This is a genomic window from Flavobacterium sp. 11 (assembly GCF_002754315.1).
GTDB lineage: Bacteria > Bacteroidota > Bacteroidia > Flavobacteriales > Flavobacteriaceae > Flavobacterium > Flavobacterium algoritolerans.
The window spans coordinates 2153656-2170951 of record NZ_PEFE01000001.1; the positions used below are offsets into that span (position 1 = coordinate 2153656).

15 protein-coding genes are annotated in these 17296 nt (G+C 35.3%); 3 read left to right on the forward strand and 12 right to left on the reverse strand.

Going from position 1 to position 17296, the window contains the following annotated elements; all coding sequences use genetic code 11:
* Positions 1-261: 261 nt before the first annotated feature.
* Entirely contained in the window at positions 262-909 is a 648-nt protein-coding gene (locus CLV00_RS09380; protein ID WP_233206928.1) for a superoxide dismutase, read from the reverse strand.
* Positions 910-1335: 426 nt separating this feature from the next.
* On the opposite strand from CLV00_RS09380, the gene CLV00_RS09385 reads away from it, so the two are divergent.
* The 3 genes from CLV00_RS09385 to CLV00_RS09395 all read left to right on the forward strand — a co-directional run bounded on the left by CLV00_RS09385 (position 1336) and on the right by CLV00_RS09395 (position 3447).
* Positions 1336-2253: a YihY/virulence factor BrkB family protein gene (locus CLV00_RS09385; protein WP_099716301.1), complete on the forward strand. Its 918-nt coding sequence runs from the start codon at positions 1336-1338 to the stop codon at positions 2251-2253.
* A gap of 142 nt (positions 2254-2395) precedes the next feature.
* The gene (locus CLV00_RS09390) at positions 2396-2827 is read left to right on the forward strand and encodes an META domain-containing protein (RefSeq protein ID WP_099716302.1); all 432 of its coding nucleotides are present in this window, start codon (positions 2396-2398) and stop codon (positions 2825-2827) included.
* 98 nt (positions 2828-2925) lie between these two features.
* Positions 2926-3447 (forward strand): DUF4251 domain-containing protein, encoded by a 522-nt coding sequence (locus tag CLV00_RS09395; protein WP_158234594.1) that lies wholly within the window; start codon positions 2926-2928, stop codon positions 3445-3447.
* A 92-nt stretch (positions 3448-3539) separates the two neighbouring features.
* Here the strand turns inward: CLV00_RS09395 and CLV00_RS09400 are convergent, their stop codons facing one another.
* The 11 genes from CLV00_RS09400 to CLV00_RS09450 all read right to left on the reverse strand — a co-directional run bounded on the left by CLV00_RS09400 (position 3540) and on the right by CLV00_RS09450 (position 17265).
* Positions 3540-5330 carry an acyl-CoA dehydrogenase family protein gene (locus CLV00_RS09400; RefSeq protein WP_099714874.1) on the reverse strand — a complete coding sequence of 597 codons (1791 nt, stop codon included), beginning with the start codon at positions 5328-5330 and terminating at the stop codon, positions 3540-3542.
* Between the two features lie 31 nt (positions 5331-5361).
* Positions 5362-5727 carry a four helix bundle protein gene (locus CLV00_RS09405; RefSeq protein ID WP_099714876.1) on the reverse strand — a complete coding sequence of 122 codons (366 nt, stop codon included), beginning with the start codon at positions 5725-5727 and terminating at the stop codon, positions 5362-5364.
* An 82-nt stretch (positions 5728-5809) separates the two neighbouring features.
* Positions 5810-6991 (reverse strand): acetyl-CoA C-acyltransferase, encoded by a 1182-nt coding sequence (locus CLV00_RS09410; protein WP_099714878.1) that lies wholly within the window; start codon positions 6989-6991, stop codon positions 5810-5812.
* A 79-nt stretch (positions 6992-7070) separates the two neighbouring features.
* The gene (locus tag CLV00_RS09415) at positions 7071-9461 is read right to left on the reverse strand and encodes a 3-hydroxyacyl-CoA dehydrogenase/enoyl-CoA hydratase family protein (protein ID WP_099714880.1); all 2391 of its coding nucleotides are present in this window, start codon (positions 9459-9461) and stop codon (positions 7071-7073) included.
* The gene (locus CLV00_RS09420; protein WP_099714882.1) at positions 9458-9949 is read right to left on the reverse strand and encodes a MarR family winged helix-turn-helix transcriptional regulator; all 492 of its coding nucleotides are present in this window, start codon (positions 9947-9949) and stop codon (positions 9458-9460) included. Before CLV00_RS09420 ends, CLV00_RS09415 begins: the two co-directional genes overlap by 4 nt.
* 137 nt (positions 9950-10086) lie before the next feature.
* Positions 10087-10473, reverse strand: coding sequence for a hypothetical protein (locus CLV00_RS09425; protein ID WP_099714884.1), 387 nt, complete (start codon positions 10471-10473; stop codon positions 10087-10089).
* Between the two features lie 166 nt (positions 10474-10639).
* Positions 10640-11692, reverse strand: a complete 1053-nt coding sequence (locus CLV00_RS09430) for a proline iminopeptidase-family hydrolase (protein ID WP_099714886.1) — start codon at positions 11690-11692, stop codon at positions 10640-10642.
* A gap of 22 nt (positions 11693-11714) precedes the next feature.
* Positions 11715-13490: a long-chain fatty acid--CoA ligase gene (locus tag CLV00_RS09435; RefSeq protein WP_099714888.1), complete on the reverse strand. Its 1776-nt coding sequence runs from the start codon at positions 13488-13490 to the stop codon at positions 11715-11717.
* Between the two features lie 183 nt (positions 13491-13673).
* Entirely contained in the window at positions 13674-14117 is a 444-nt protein-coding gene (locus CLV00_RS09440; protein WP_099714889.1) for a hypothetical protein, read from the reverse strand.
* A 57-nt stretch (positions 14118-14174) separates the two neighbouring features.
* Positions 14175-16460: a GH92 family glycosyl hydrolase gene (locus CLV00_RS09445; protein WP_099714891.1), complete on the reverse strand. Its 2286-nt coding sequence runs from the start codon at positions 16458-16460 to the stop codon at positions 14175-14177.
* A gap of 208 nt (positions 16461-16668) precedes the next feature.
* Entirely contained in the window at positions 16669-17265 is a 597-nt protein-coding gene (locus CLV00_RS09450; RefSeq protein WP_158234595.1) for an HD domain-containing protein, read from the reverse strand.
* Positions 17266-17296: the final 31 nt, after the last annotated feature.

Consider the following 17296-nt stretch of genomic DNA (forward strand, 5'->3'; position numbering starts at 1 on the left):
ACAAAGCTATACTTTTTTGCGGTAGTTTTAACGGTGCTTTTTAGTTTAACACAGATACTACAATTAATTAGTATTGTTTTTTTAGTTTTAAACAAGATAAATTTAATTGTTATAATTTTTGATGAAAAACACTCAGAATCAAGCCGTATTTCCATTGCAATGATTGACAATGGATATTAATAAAAATAGGATTTTGATACAAGAGGTGTCTATATAATAAGAAGCCCTGAATTACTATTAAAACAGGGCTTCTATTGGTATTTAAGAATTGAATAAAGCTTCAGCGGCATCCCAATTGACTACATTCCAAAAAGAAGCAACATAATCAGCTCTGCGGTTTTGATTTTTTAGATAATATGCATGTTCCCAAACGTCTAAAGCTAAAACAGGTTTTCCTTTTAATCCTTTGCCACGCAAACTCATTAATGGATTGTCTTGATTTGGCGTTGAACCGATAACTAATTTGCCATCTTGAACTACTAGCCAAGCCCAACCGGAACCAAATCGTTTCATGGAAGCATCACTGAATTGTTTTTTAAATTCATCAAAAGAACCAAAAGTAGCAGTTATTGCGTCGCCTAATTTCCCTTTTGGAGTACCACCGCCATTTGGTTTCATTAAACTCCAAAACAAACTGTGATTGTAATGTCCACCACCATTATTGCGAATCGCTTCTGGAAATTTCGACATTTTTCCGAAGATACTTTCCAGAGATTTAGAATGTTCAACTAAGTTTTTATCCAAAGTTTCAATCGCCTTGTTCAAGTTTGTCACATAAGCTTGATGGTGTTTGCTGTAGTGAATCTCCATTGTCATTTTATCAATATGAGGCTCTAAAGCATCGTAAGCGTAAGGTAATTTTGGTAGGCTATAGTTTCCTTGAAAATCGAGAGTGTCTAATTCCGATATTTGATTTTCTAATTTTAAAGGGTTTTCAGATGCAAAAGCAGTATTAAATAAGCTAGAACCAATGATTGTTCCTGTCGAAAGTATTGCTGTTTGTTTTAAAAAATTTCTTCGTGTATTATTATTTTCCATAGGTTGAAAATTTATCCTAAAAAGGTTATTAAAGTAGGACATAAATTTAAACATTAAAACATAGGGATGGGTTAATAAAGACTTAAAATTTGGTTAGTTTTTTGTTTACAACATATTTGAAACACCTTAAATGTATAGGAATTATGTAAATATCATTTCAGATTTATATAAAATATCTTTGTAATTTTGGGAACACACTCAAATCGGATAGCCTTAAAAAGGGATTCTGTTTTTTGTAAATAAATGAAAATCAGAATGTCTGAATTTTTTCGTTTGAAAGAATATAAAAATATAAAAATGAAACATAAAGAAATAGCCTTGACAAGTTGGAGTTTACTGAAGCGTACCTATCAGGAATTTGATGATGACAATGCCATAAAATTAAGTGCCTCATTGTCCTATTATACGATTTTTTCGTTGCCTCCATTGTTAATTATTATTTTGTCAATTTTCAGCTTTTTCTTTGGAAGAGAAGCGGTCACAGGAAGATTCTTTGGACAAATTAATGGGATGGTTGGGAATGAAGCTGCAATCCAAATTCAAGAAACAATTAAGAATATTGAATTGTCTGATAGCAATACATTTGCGGCTGTTTTTGGAGGGATTATGCTACTTATAGGCGCATCAGGAGTGTTTGCCGAAATACAAAGTTCCATCAACTTTATCTGGGGTTTAAAAGCAAAACCCAATAAAGGAGTCATGAAATTTATTAAAAATAGACTAATGTCATTTTCGATGATTGCTTCTGTTGGTTTTTTACTGATGGTGAGTTTGATGGTTAATACCGTCATGGATGTTATAAACACGCGATTGCTTGTTTACTTTCCTGATACTACGGTTTATATATTTTATATTTTTAATGTATTAATTTTATTTGCAACAACTACAATTCTGTTTTCAATTATTTTCAAAACGCTGCCTGATGGAAATATAGACTGGAAAGATGCTTTGATAGGTTCCAGTTTCACTTCGTTTTTCTTTATGTTTGGTAAGTTTGCCATTGGATTTTATTTAGGAAGTTCAACTGTTGCAACTGTTTACGGAGCAGCGGGTTCCATTATCATCATTTTAATTTGGGTGTATTATTCGGCAATAATCCTATATTTTGGTGCTGAATTCACTAAAGTATATGCTAATGCGCATGGAAATAAAATTATTCCGAATGGGTATGCTGTCGCAATTAAGGTAGAAGTTGTGGAGGTGAAAAAGAGTTAAATTTTGATTTCTGACTTTAAGGTTTGATGGCTTTAAAAGATAGTTTTTGTAAGACTCTTTTTTTGTATTTTTTTTTGAAAAAAGACACATTGGCAATGTTTTTGAACTATAGAAAAAAATATAAAAATCAAAAATGGATCACATGAGAAAAATAATTCTGTCGCTTACGGTTATATGTTTAGCATTTATTTCTTGCAATTCGGTTAAAACAATCACAGGTAAAACAGCTTCACTTGAAGGAACTTGGGAATTGAATTATGTTACAGGACCAAGAATAGCTTTTAATGGATTGTACCCAAATAAAAAACCAACTATTATCTTTGACTTGAAAGAAAATCGTTTTTCAGGAAATACCAGTTGTAACAATTACACGGGAAAATTAAGTGTTAATGGAAATACAATCAGTTTCAAAGAGCCAATGGCGGTAACCAGAATGATGTGTCTTGATGGTCAAGGTGAAAGTGTGTACATATCAACTTTAGAGAAAATTGATTCTTACTCCATTTCAGAAGATGGAAAAACTTTAAATTTTATCATGGGCGATATCGCTATGATGCGTTTTGAGAAAAAATAAATTTAGAGTTTTAGTTTAACCTGCTTTTCAGAACCTATTAGCATATATTTAATATTGGTTTTTGAAACATTACTGTCAAAACATTAAAAATGAATGTCATGAAAATAAAACGAACTATTTCAGTAATTTTTTTGTCACTTATAATGACTGTTGGTTACAGCCAAGAAAAAAGTAAGAAACAATTAAGAGAAGAGCGCAAAATAGAGAAGCAAAAACAAACAGCGGCTTTGGTTGATTCTAAAGAGTTTGTTTTTGTTGGCAGAACAGCTTTACCTCAGGGGTTTAGAACAATGGATTTGACTACGAATCCTAATTATGTACAATTTCGTCCTGATAATATCAAGAGCGAGATGCCTTTTTTTGGCAGAGCATTTAGTGGAGTTGGTTATGGAAGTGATGTAGGATTACATTTTGAAGGAACGCCTAAAGAATTTAGTGTTGAGAAAGGTAAAAAATCCTATCAGATAAAAGTAGTTGTCAGAGGAGAGAAGGATACCTATACGTTGTTACTTTCTGTTTTCTTTGAGGGCAGTGCAACACTTTCCATTAGTTCCAATAACCGAAGTACGATTTCATATAATGGCGATATTACAGCAATTGAGAAAATAGAAGCGAAGTAGTTTAACTACGGAAGCAATAAAAAAAAACCGTCTTGTTTTCAGGAACAAGGCGGTTTTTTTAACAAATAAAATTACTAAAAACTATCTTCTAATTAAAAACAATATTCATTTTCAGCCACTAATTTTGAAGTGATTATTTCTCTTAATCCTACAATATTTGGCATGTTTGTGTATTTTGTAAAACGACGTAATCCCATTAACATCATGCGTTGTTCATCACCTTCAGCAAAAGAGATTACACTTTCTTTTCCTTTTTGAGTAACGATATCTACCGCTTTGTATAAGTATAATTTTGCCATTGCAATTTGCTCTTGCACTTTGGCTTCACCTTCTTTTTTGGCTAATTTTTCGGTTCTAAGAATAGTACTTTCAGCCATATAGATTTCAATCAAAATATCAGAAGCTGCCATCAATAATTGTTGGTGTGAATCTAAATCCGGACCGTATTTTTGAACAGCTCCACCAGCAACCATTAAAAAAGCTTTTTTCAATTTGCCAATCATTTCTTTTTCTTCTGCAAATAACTCAGAATAATCAGGAGTTTCAAATGATGGAATTCCCATTAATTCTTCTTGTACTTTTGATGCAGGTCCAAGTAAATCAACATGTCCTTTCATTGCTTTTTTAATCAACATTCCTACAGAAAGCATTCTATTGATTTCATTTGTTCCTTCGTAAATACGAGCAATTCTGGCATCTCTCCAAGCACTTTCCATCGGAGTGTCTTCAGAGAATCCCATTCCACCAAAGATTTGAATTCCTTCATCGGCACAGTTTTGAATGTCTTCAGAAACTGCCACTTTAAGGATAGAACATTCAATAGCATATTCTTCAACTCCTTTTAGTTCTGCTTCTTGATGAGAAGATCCTTCTCCTTCGCGAGCTATGATTCTATCTTCAATATCTTTTGCTGCTCTGTAAGAAGCACTTTCTCCTGCATAACAGCTCGTTGCCATTTCTGCTAATTTTGCACGAATAGCGCCAAACTGAGCAATTGGAGTGTTGAACTGGATTCTTTCATTAGCATATTGTACAGAACTTGCAATCACTCTTCTTTGAGCGTCTAAGCAAGCTGCTGCCAATTTGATACGACCTACATTCAAAGCATTCATTGCTATTTTGAAACCGTTTCCTCTTTCTGACAGCATGTTTTCAACAGGAACTTTAGTTTCACTGAAGAAAACCTGACGCGTAGAAGATGCACGAATCCCTAATTTATGCTCTTCTTCACCCATAGAAATTCCGTTATCAGCGGTGTTTTCTAAGATGAAACCTGTAATGTTTTTATCATCACCGATACGTGCAAAAACGATAAATACAGAGCAAAATCCTGCATTCGAAATCCACATTTTTTGTCCTGTAATTTTATAATGCGTTCCATCTTCAGATAAAACTGCTTTTGTTTTTCCAGAATTAGCATCAGATCCTGCGCCTGGTTCTGTCAAACAATAGGCACCAAACCATTCGCCAGAAGCTAATTTAGGAACGTATTTTTGTTTTTGTTCTTCTGTTCCGTACAAAGTGATTGGCATTGTTCCAATTCCGGTATGTGCTCCAAAAGCGGTTGAGAAGGATCCCGTTGCTCCCGAAATATAATCACACACAAGCATTGTGGAAACAAATCCCATTCCTAATCCACCGTAAGCTTCAGGAACTGCAACTCCAAGAAGTCCAAGTTCACCAGCTTTACGCATACTTTCTTCTGTAAATGCGTAATCTTTACTTTCAAAACGATTTTTATTTGGCCAAATTTCTTTGTCCACAAACTCTTTTACAGAGTCACGCATCATTAATTGCTCTTCCGAAAAATCTTCTGGAGTGAAGATATCTTCGCATTTTGTTTCTTTTACCAGGAATTGACCTCCTCTAGTTTTGTCGCTCATTTTTTTTGTTTTTAGATAAAAGATGAAAGAATCAAGAAGAAAGATTATTGTCTAACTTATTTATGAAACCTGTTGTCATCTTTTGAAATTCAATTATTTTATTTTCTATTTCGTCTGTTTTTTCTTTCGATAAATAATCATTTTGACTAGCAATTAGCAATTGAGTTTGTAATTCAAATGATGAACCTAAACTGATATTTAAATAATGCTGAAAATGTTTATCCCCTCTATTCGAACCTTCTGCAATATTTGATGGCATTGAAACTGAACATCTATTCATTTGACTAACTAGACCATATATTTCAGATTTTGGAAATATAGAAGTAAGTTTATAAATATCATTCGTGATATCCATTGCTAAATTCCAAATCTTCAAGTTCTTGAAATTGTGTCTCATTTGCCTTTTTTAATTCTAATTCCTACTAAAATTATATCTTAAAATCTTGCTTCTTGTTTCTTTCTTCCTTTTTTAAATAATTCTAAAGCAACTCGTAAATCCCTGCACTTCCTTGTCCAGTTCCCACACACATACTTACAATTCCGTATTTGCTTCCTCTGCGTTCCATTTCGTCAAATAATTGAACAGACAATTTTGCTCCGGTACAACCCAGTGGGTGACCTAATGCAATCGCTCCACCATTGACATTGATGATATCAGGATTTAGGTTTAATTCGCGCGTAACTGCCAATGCTTGTGACGCAAAAGCTTCGTTAAGTTCTATTAAATCAATATCATTCAATGTTAAACCAGCTTGTTTCAAGGCTTTTGGAATTGCTTTTACAGGTCCAATTCCCATGATTCTTGGTTCAACTCCTGCTGAAGCAAAGTTTACCAAACGGGCGATAGGAGTAAGGTTCAATTCTTTTACCATTTCTTCACTCATGATTAGAACAAAAGCTGCTCCATCACTCATTTGAGAAGAGTTTCCTGCAGTCACGCTTCCGTTCGCTTCAAAAACCGGTCTTAAACCTGCTAAAGCTTCTACAGAAGTTCCTGCTCTAGGTCCTTCATCTTTATTTACTACGTATGATTTTGTTTCTTTTTTACCATTTTCATTGATAAACGTTTGTTCTACGGTAATAGGAACAATTTGTTTGTCAAATTTACCTTCGGCTTGCGCTTTAAGGGCTTTCATGTGTGAGTTATAAGCAAACTCATCTTGATCCGCGCGAGATACATTGAATTGTTTGGCTACCGCTTCCGCAGTTAGTCCCATTCCCCAATAGTAATCTTCGTTACCCGCTTTTGCAACAGCATAATCCGGAGTTGGTTTGTAACCTCCCATCGGAATAAAACTCATGCTTTCGGCACCACCGGCAATGATACAATCCGCCATTCCAGATTGGATTTTGGCTGTTGCCATACCAATTGTTTCTAATCCTGACGCGCAATAACGATTTACGGTTACACCCGGAACATCTTCGATTTTCAATCCCATCAAAGAGATTAATCGTCCCACGTTTAACCCTTGTTCCGCTTCCGGCATTGCATTTCCTACCATCACGTCATCAATGCGTTTTTTGTCGAAATCAGGCAACTCATTCATCATAAACTGAATCGTTTCTGCTGCCAATTCATCAGGACGTTTAAATCTAAACACACCTTTTGGGGCTTTACCCACGGCTGTTCTGTATGCTTTAACTATATAGGCTGTTTTCATGACTATTATTTTGAATTTTGAATTGTAAATTTTAAATGAAGCTCATTCATAATTTATAATTCATAATTTATAATTAAAATTAATTTCTTAGCGGTTTTCCTTTGGTCAACATAAACTGAATTCTTTCTAATGTTTTTCTTTCTGTGCATAATGACAAGAAAGCTTCACGCTCTAAATCCAATAAATATTGTTCGGTTACTAAAGTTGGCTCTGATAAATCACCACCAGCCATAACATAAGCCAGTTTGTTAGCGATTTTCTTGTCGTGTTCCGAGATGTATTTTCCAGCTTCCATTTGGTCCGTTCCTACTAAGAACATTCCAAGAGCTTGCTTTCCAAGAACTTTCACATCGCTTCTGCGAATCGGTTGTGTGTAACCGGCTTCGGCCATTAGTAAAGCGTGTTTTTTTGCTTCCGCAATCTGACGGTCTTTGTTCACTACAATGATATCTTTCCCTTGTTGTAAAAGTCCGGTATCAAAAGCTTCATAACCTGAAGTAGATACTTTTGCCATAGCGATAGTCAAGAAATATTCTTGCAAAACGTTCAACTCCACATCATTTTTATGGAATAAATCCGCTGCACGCAATGCCATTTCTTTCGATCCGCCACCGCCGGGAATTACTCCAACACCAAATTCCACTAATCCCATATACGTTTCCGCTGCAGCAACAACTTTGTCGGCATGCAAACTCATTTCGCAACCACCGCCAAAAGTCATTCCGTGTGGCGCAACGACCACTGGAATTCCAGAATAACGCACGCGCATCATCGTGTCTTGGAACATTTTGATTGCCATATTCAACTCATCATATTCTTGTTCGACTGCCATCATGAAAATCATTCCGATATTGGCTCCAACAGAGAAATTCGCTGCTTGATTTCCAATAACTAGACCTTGGTATTCTTTTTCAGATAAATCAATCGCTTTATTGATAGCGGCCAAAACATCACCACCAATCGTATTCATTTTAGACTGGAATTCTAAATTCAAGATTCCATCACCTAAATCTTGTATATTCGCTCCGCTATTGCTCCACACTTTTTTGCTTTCGCGAATGTTGTTCAGTATAATAAAGGCATCCTGACCTGGAACTTTAGTTTGTGATTTTGTTGGAATATTGTAGAAAAAAGTTGCTCCTTCTTTAATAGTATAAAAACTAGAACTTCCGGAAGCCAACATATCAGTTACCCAAGCAGCTGGTTCAAGACCTTCCGCTTTCATGATTTCGATTCCTTTTTCGACACCAATGGCATCCCAAATTTCGAATGGACCATTTTCCCATCCAAAACCGGCTTTCATAGCATCGTCAATCTTGTATAATTCATCTGAGATTTCAGGAATTCTGTTCGAAACGTAAGCAAACATTCCTGAAAAGCTTTTTCTGTAGAATTCTCCTGCTTTGTCTTTTCCTTTTACCAAAACTTTAAAACGGTCAATTGGTTTATCAATCGTTTTTGTCAGTTCCAAAGTGGTAAAAGAAGCTCTTTTAGCCGGACGGTATTCTAAAGTATCTAAGTCTAAAGACAAAATATCTTTGTCTACTTTTTTATAAAATCCTTGACCAGTTTTACTTCCCAACCATTTGTTCTCCATCATTTTGTTGACAAAATCAGGAAGTTTGAACAACTCGTGTTGCTCGTCATTTGGGCAGTTTTCATAGATTCCGTTGGCAACGTGTACCAAAGTATCCAATCCAACTACGTCAACCGTTCTGAAAGTAGCCGATTTTGGTCTTCCAATAACTGGACCAGTCAATTTATCTACTTCTTCAATTGTCAATCCCATTTCTTTTACCAAATGAAACAAACTCTGAATTCCGTAAATCCCGATTCGGTTCCCAATAAATGCCGGAGTATCTTTGGCAACGACCGAAGTTTTACCCAAAAATTTAGAACCATAATCAGTAAGGAAATCCAAAACTTCCGTAGCTGTTTGTGGACCAGGAATGATTTCGAATAATTTTAAATAACGCGCAGGGTTAAAAAAGTGAGTTCCACAGAAATGCTTTTGGAAATCGTCGCTTCGTCCTTCACTCATAAAGTGAATCGGAATCCCAGATGTGTTTGAAGTTACCAAAGTTCCCGGTTTTCTGAATTTTTCAATTTGCTCAAAAACCATTTTTTTGATGTCCAAACGTTCTACCACAACTTCAATAATCCAATCTACATTGGCAATTTTTGCCATATCATCAGTAGTATTTCCCGTAGTGATTCTGCTGGCAAATTTCTGATTGTAAATAGGGGATGGTTTCGATTTTAATGAATTGGCCAAATGCTCGTTCACCAATCGGTTTCTTACAATTTTGCTTTCTAAAGTGAGGCCTTTTTTAGCTTCTGCTTCAGTAAGTTCTCTTGGAACAATGTCCAACAGTAACACTTCAACTCCAATGTTGGCAAAATGGCAGGCAATTCCTGAACCCATAATTCCGGATCCTATTACTGCAACTTTTTTAATTGTGCGCTTCATACTTCGTTTGTATTTGTTTTTTCAGTTTGCTCCGCCAGTTCGCTGGCGTTCGTGTGATTAAATATATTTTTGTCTAGAATTAATTCGTTGATGGTTTCGGCCACTTCAATAAAATGTTGCAGTTTCTCCTCAGAGATGTGTTGTTTTACGGTTTCATTGAATTTCAGCACCGTATTTTTAGATAATTCTCTTTTTTCTTTACCAAAATCAGTCAGGTAAATCAATACGCCACGGCCATCTTCAGGATTTTTTTTTCGGATGATTAATCCTTTTTCCTCCATAGATTTTAAGGTTCTGGTCAAGCTGGTGGCTTCCATTCCCATTTTTGGCCCCAAAGAAGTGGATGGCGTCCCACCTTCTTTGTCAATACTCAACAAAGCAAAACCTGTTGCCATGCTCGCATCGTATTTTGAAGCTTCTTCATTGTACATTCTGGCTACCGCTTGCCAGGTGGCACGTAAAATATAATCTATCGTTTTATCTTTCATAAGTAACTATATCGATTTCAAATATAATAAAAAAAATACTATGCATGCATAATATATTGAAATATTTTTTTGTGATTTTTTATTTAAACTAAAAAACTCCCCATAAAATGAGGAGTTTACTGGTGTGTTTTTATATTTTATTTTAGTTTCCCATTAACCAGAGCAATTACTGCGCCTACTAATGCGGCCATAACAACAGTGATTACAACATCTAACCCCATAGTTTGATAATTGATTTCAGCTGTCATAGAATTCATAAAGAAATTACTGTATAGGGACATGAATAACCCAATAACGGCTCCGGCTTTTAAACCTGTCGCTACATTCGAAATTCCTGCCCATTTCGTAAAAATGTAAGAGACGAAAAATCCAAAAGTCATGCATCCTAAAAATATGAATAGCATGTTTTCATTTCCATTAGTAGGGAATGAGTTTTTAAATAGAATTCCGTAAAACAACCATCCTAATAGAAATTCGACGATACCACCTACAATACCCGAAACTAAAAAGTTTTTTACATTCATAATGTTTGGTTTTATTGGTTAATACAATAAAGGTATTAAAAAATAACAAAATAACAGATAAAGTGTTAAAAAACAATTGAATATGAAATAAGTGGTTGTGTTTTTGTTTTAGATTAAAAAAAAAACTCATCAGCAATTGATGAGTTTGTATTATTTCGAATAAAGTCTATCCTTTTTTAAACTCCCCGCTATCCACATCTTTCAAGAACTTGATTACGCCCGGAAAATAGGTTTTTGGGTCATCGTATTGCGAAAGATGACTTCCGTTAGGGCAAAACAGGAAACGTCCGTTTTGAACTTCGTTAGCAATCCATTTCATGTGTTCGGGATCCATCGTGTCGTATTTAGAACCAATACTCAAGGTAGGAACCGTCAGGGTTTTTAGTCTGGCTTTGACATCCCAATTTTTAAGTGTAGCGTTTCCAGTGATACCAAATTCACTATGGCCTTGCATATACACATATACATTTGGGTTAATGTGTTTGAAGCATCTGTTGATGGATTCTGGCCATTTCTCCAGTGGCATTCTCAAAATATGTTCGGTATAGTAATGTTTGAAAAGCAATTCACTGTATTTTGGATTATCAAAATCATTATTGTTCTCGATATCCTGCAATTGTTTTAGGATTTTAGGATCCATTTGCGGTGCCAGCACGTCTTTTGCGTAAGCGTTATATTCCGCTGCACTCGCCATCATATTGGAGATAATTAAGCCTTTCAGGTTTTTTTGGTATTTCAAAGCGTATTCCATTGCGAGGATTCCGCCCCAAGATTGTCCCATCAAGTAAAAGTTAGAACTGTCCAAGCCTAATGCGATACGTACTTGCTCCACTTCCTCCACAAAACGTTCATTGGTCCACAAACTATTGTCATTGGGTTGGTCACTGTAATACGAACCCAACTGGTCGTAATAAATGTATTCAATGCTTTCGTTAGGGAAATAGCCGTCAAAAGATTCGTATAATTCATGCGTCAATCCCGGTCCACCGTGAAGCAACAACACTTTTATTTTCGGATTATTGCCCACTCTTTTTGTCCAAACGTTGAAGGTCCCTTTTGGTGTTTTAATCGGAATCATTTTGATACCGCCAGTCAGCTGGTCGTCTCGTTTGGAAAAGTCTAAATAATTTGCCTTTATGGAATCTTCCTTTGGTTTTTCTTTACAATTAGAAAAAAAGAACACACTTATAACAGAGCAAATTAAGACTTTTAGTTTCATAATAGAGCGGTTTTTTCAAAGGCTAGTTGTAGATTTTATGGAATAAATCAATGTATTTCTCCATCACTATTTTTCGTTTTAGTTTTAGAGTAGGAGTAAGCTGTCCGCCTTCAATAGACCAAATATCCGGTGTCAATTCAAAACGTTTTATTTTCTCCCAATTTCCAAATTTTTCATTTAAGCTGTCAATTTCTTCTTGAATTCGAGCAATAACTTTTTCGTTTGAGACGATTTCTTCATTGCTTTTTCCAACATCAATTCCATGGATAACACCCCATTCTTTAATAAAATCAAAACTTGGTTGAATGAAAGCTGCCGGCATTTTTTGTCCGTCACCAATTACCATTATTTGTTCAATGAAACGAGATTGTTTCATCGTATTCTCAATTAATTGTGGCGCAATGTATTTTCCTCCAGAGGTTTTGAACATTTCTTTTTTACGGTCCGTAATTTTTAAGAATCCTTCTTCGTCAAAAATTCCGATATCGCCAGTATGAAAATAGCCGTCAGTAATTACTTCATTGGTCAGTTTTTCGTCTTTGTAATAGCCCATCATTACGTTTGGTCCTTTACAAAGGATTTCACCGTCTTCCGCAATTAACACTTCTACATTATCAATTACTTTACCCACAGTTCCTACTTTGAAACCGTGATTTCTCATATCATTAACAGAGATTACAGGTGACGTTTCGGTTAAACCATAGCCTTCCATTACCGGAATTTCTGCTGCAGCAAAAACTCTCGCTAATCTAGGTTGTAAAGCGGCACTTCCAGAAACCATCAAATCAAGGTTTCCACCCAAACCTTCTTTCCATTTACTGAAAATCAGTTTGCGGGCAATTTTGAGTTGGAACTCATACCAAAATCCATTTTTGCCATAAGGCTCATAGACTAATCCTAAATCAATCGCCCAAAAGAATAGTTTCTTTTTGATACCGGTTAATTCCGTTCCTTTGGCATAAATTTTATCGTATACTTTTTCCAAAAGTCTTGGAACCGCAGTAATTACTGTTGGTCTAACTTCTTTTAGATTGTCACTAATTTTATCAATTGATTCCCCAAAATATACCGAAACTCCGTAATATTGGTATAAATACAAAATCATTCTTTCGAAAATATGGCAAATAGGAAGGAAACTCAACGCACGGCTTTTTCCAGCTTCAAAAGGAATTCTGGAAGCACTGTCCAGCACATTTGAGACAATGTTTTTATGCGAAAGCATAACTCCTTTCGGTTTTCCGGTGGTTCCCGAAGTATAAATTATAGTCGCTAAATCTTCTGTTTTTACATTGTTTTTACGGTCTTCAACTTCACTTTGATTGCCTGTGTCTACACCATGAATCAATAATTCATTCCAGTTTTTGCAACCTTCAATTTCGTTGAACGAATAGACTTCTTTTACATTCGGAATTTTATTTCGAATCAAATTTACTTTGCGCAGTACTTCGGCATCCGATACAAAACAATATATGGCACCGGAATGATTCAGGATATATTCATAATCATCTTCGGAAATGGTTGGGTAAATAGGAACGGTTTGCGCGCCGGTTTGTAACACACCAATATCCATAATATTCCATTCGGTTCTATTATTAGTAGAAATAATGGCAATTTTATCGTCTTTTTGAACATTCATTTTCAAGAGCGCCCTCGAAACAGCATTGGCTTTAGCGATGTATTCTTGAGTAGAAGTTTTTATCCAAACTCCATTTTGCTTAGTTGTTAAAGCATCTGGAATTGAAGTATATTTATCTTGTTGATAATAGGGAAAATCAAAAAGTCTGGTTATAGAAGTCATTATTCGAATGTTGAATTGACTCGCAAATTAAATAAAAATTAATAATAATTATTAATTTTCAAAAATTAAATGGAAAATTAAACCAGAATTATTCCATTTTACGAAAACGTTTTCTTGAAATAAAGTTTAAGATACTGATTTTAAGCTAAAATGTTCATACCATATGAATTTTGGATTAATAGATTACTCTACATAATCTTTGCTTCTGTCTCCTAAGATGAACATTTTCTTTTTTTGAAAATGGATAGAAAAATGGGCATTTGTCCAATCTTCTGAGGTTTCCATTTCTGAACTTGTGTCTTTGTTTTTGTACCAAAGCGTGTATACCGCATAGTTAAATCCTTTTTGGTATTTCGGAGTGCCATTTTCAAAACATTCCATTCCCCAAAGGATAGTGGTTTTTGATAAATCCAATACCTGAAAAACACCGGTTCCATCGGGGTCTAATTGTACGATAGGTTCTGTAAGGCCTTCAAAAAGATAGGTTCCCGTTATGGGATAATCAATGTTTGTGGTAATATAATGCATTCCGTCTTTGGCGGTTATTTTTTCAACTTTATTCTGAGCATTTGCAGTGACTACAAATAGAATTAATGGAATTATAAATACGGTAACTAATTTTGTCATTTCGTATAGTTTTGGTTTTTCAACAAATAGTTTTTTTTGGATTCGGTGCCATTAGCTTTATTTTTTTGTTGGCTTTGGACTCATATAAAAAGTGATTTTTGAACCGTTGGTAATGTCAGCATGTTTGATAAATAAACTGTTTAATGGTTTTCCGTTCAACAGCACTTTTTTCACATAAACATTTTTATCACTTTGGTTCATCGCTTCCACAGTAAATGTTTTTCCATTTTCTAAAGTCAGGGTTGCATTATTTACCAATGGCGAGCCTAAACTGTATTCATCAGATCCCGGCGCTACAGGATAGAAACCCAGTGAAGAGAATATATACCAAGCACTCATTTGTCCGCAATCATCGTTTCCTCCTAAACCATCGGGAGTAGGTTTGTACTGCATGTTCAAAATTTTACGCACTTGGGATTGCGTTTTCCAAGGTTCGTCTGTCCAATTGTAAAAATAAGCCACATGATGCGCAGGTTCATTGCCATGAACGTAACCGCCTATGATTCCTTCTCGGGTAATATCTTCGGTTTCTGCAAAAAATGAATCTGGCAAATACATTGAAAACAGGGTATCCAATCGTGATGCAAAAGATTTTTTGCCACCCATTTGAGTGACTAATTGAGTTGGATCCTGCGGTACAAAAAAGCTGTAGTTCCAGCTATTGCCTTCTATAAAACCTTGACCGTGGGTGCTCAAAGCGTCAAATTCTTTTTTGAAGGTACCATCAGCTAATTTTGGACGCATAAAACCAGTTGTTTTATCAAAATTGTTTTTCCAATTTCCGGAGCGTTTTATAAATTCATTGTATACATCAGTTCGGTTTAGTTTCTTGGCGATTTGTGCAATACACCAATCATCATAAGCATATTCTAATGTGTTTGAAACAGATATGCCACTTTTTTCGGCAGGAATGTAACCCAAATCAATATAGCTGCCTATGCCTTCATAATTGCGGTGGTTTGCTGTAGTGATACAGGCTTCCAAAGCTTGGTTTTCATCTCCATTGTAAGTTCCTTTTATAATGGCATCCGCAATTACAGAAACACTATGATAGCCGCTCATACACCAGTTATCATTGGAATAATGAGACCAAATGGGTAACATGTGCAAGGCACTTTGATTGTAATGTGCCAGCATGGATTTTACCATATCATTGTTACGTGAGGGTTGGATTATATTGAAAAAAGGATGCAATGCCCGATAGGTATCCCAAAGTGAAAAAGTACTGTAATTGGTAAAACCGTCTGCTTGGTGAGTTCCTTGATCCAGTCCTTTGTATTGTCCGTTTACGTCCGTGTAAGTTGTTGGATTTATGAAAGTATGATACATGGCGGTGTAAAAATTCACTTTGGTATCTTCTGATGCAGTGATATTGATTTTATTCAATTCTTTGTTCCAAATTGCTTGTGCCTGGTCTTTTACTTTTTCAAAATCCCAATCTTTAATTTCTGCCTGCATATTTTGCAATGCGTTTTCTTGGCTAACCGAGGATAAAGCGAATTTTATTTTTATTTTTTCGGATTCTTCTGTTTTGAAATCAAAATACATTCGTATTTTTTTTCCGGCTATTTCAGGGAAATTTTTGGTTTGGTCGAACTTGCCCCAAAATCCTCTATACGGCTGTTTAGCATCATAATTTTTTTGACCATATTCTTTAAAAGGTTTAGAAAATGACATGGCAAAATAAACCGTTCGGGTTCTTGCCCAGCCATTCGTTTGTCTGTAACCGGTAATCAAAGTGTCATTAATAACTCTCACATAGGTCCAAACATCTTTTTGATCGTAATTATAAATTCCGGCCATTAAGTCTAAAATGATATGACTTTCGTCCGATTTTGGAAAAGTATATTGATGCATACCAACTCGAGTTGTAGCAGTCATTTCGGCTAAAATACCGTCATCATCCAGTTTAACTTTATAATAGCCGGCTTCGGCTTTTTCGTTAGCATGAGAAAACGCGGAGCGAAATCCACTTTTTGGGTTTGCAGCAGTTCCAGGATTCAACTGCAATTTTCCTTGTGTTGGCATAATTAGAAAATCTCCAAGATCAGAGTGTCCTGTTCCACTTAAATGCGTGTGACTGAAACCTACAATAGTCTTGTCTTCATATTTGTAACCGGCGCAATATTTATAAACGTCTCCGTTGTATTTGCCATTAAGTTCGTATGAAATAGTATCCGTTTCCGGGCTTAGTTGCACTGCTCCAAAAGGAACTGTTGCACCAGGATAAGTATGCCCCATTTTTTCGGTACCAATGATTGGCTTAACATATTTTACTAAATTTTGTTGTGCTTGGGTAAAAGAAAAACTGTAGAGTAAGGCAAATAGGAATATTTTTTTCATGGGATAACTGCTAAATTAGTTTCGGGAGTTAATGCGAATTAAGTATTGCATTCAAATCTAACTAATCGTAAGTTTTTAAGCAAATATTAGGACTATTTTACAGTAAAAACTTCGTCACGCAATGATACTATTCGTTCAGAATTATTTTTAGACCTGCATTTAAAATAAAATTACAGCCATTCATTTAGGAATACCAACTAAGTCGATTTTATCTCTTTTCTAATTTTTTCCTTTCAATCAGTTCTTTAAGATTCTTTTTTTTTACGGCAGTTCTATTTTGAATGCAATAGTCGGTATGATAAAAGTGCGATTGGAGAAAATTAATTTGCATGTCGTTCCATTCTTCCAAGCTGAGATTTGGATTATAATGTTTCAATTCCAAATAGAGTTTATTTCCGATGCGCTCAAAATGATTGGTACCCAAGTATTCGACATCGGCATCTGCAAGTATACATTCTAATTTGGTTTTTGGTTGTTGCGGAATTATCGTGGCTCGTATCATGCCGGCAATGATTTCAATTTCTTTTTTGGTATATCCAAAATCTGGCAACTTTTTTTCAGCAAACCGAATGCTTTCTTCTTCATGCCCCTCATTAATTCCGTTGATAAATCCCGCATCATGAAACAATGCCGCCGTTTTAACAAGCAGTATATCTTCCTCAGTTGTATTATCTTGTTGCGCAATATATTCCGCTGCTTCCAGCACATGTTGCGTGTGTTTCCAATGGTGATAAATGAGAAAAGGAGACAATTGTGTTTTTAAACAATCCATGACATTGGTATACAAAAGATTCCAGTTTTTCATATTTACAGCACAATTAAATTTAAAAATAGGG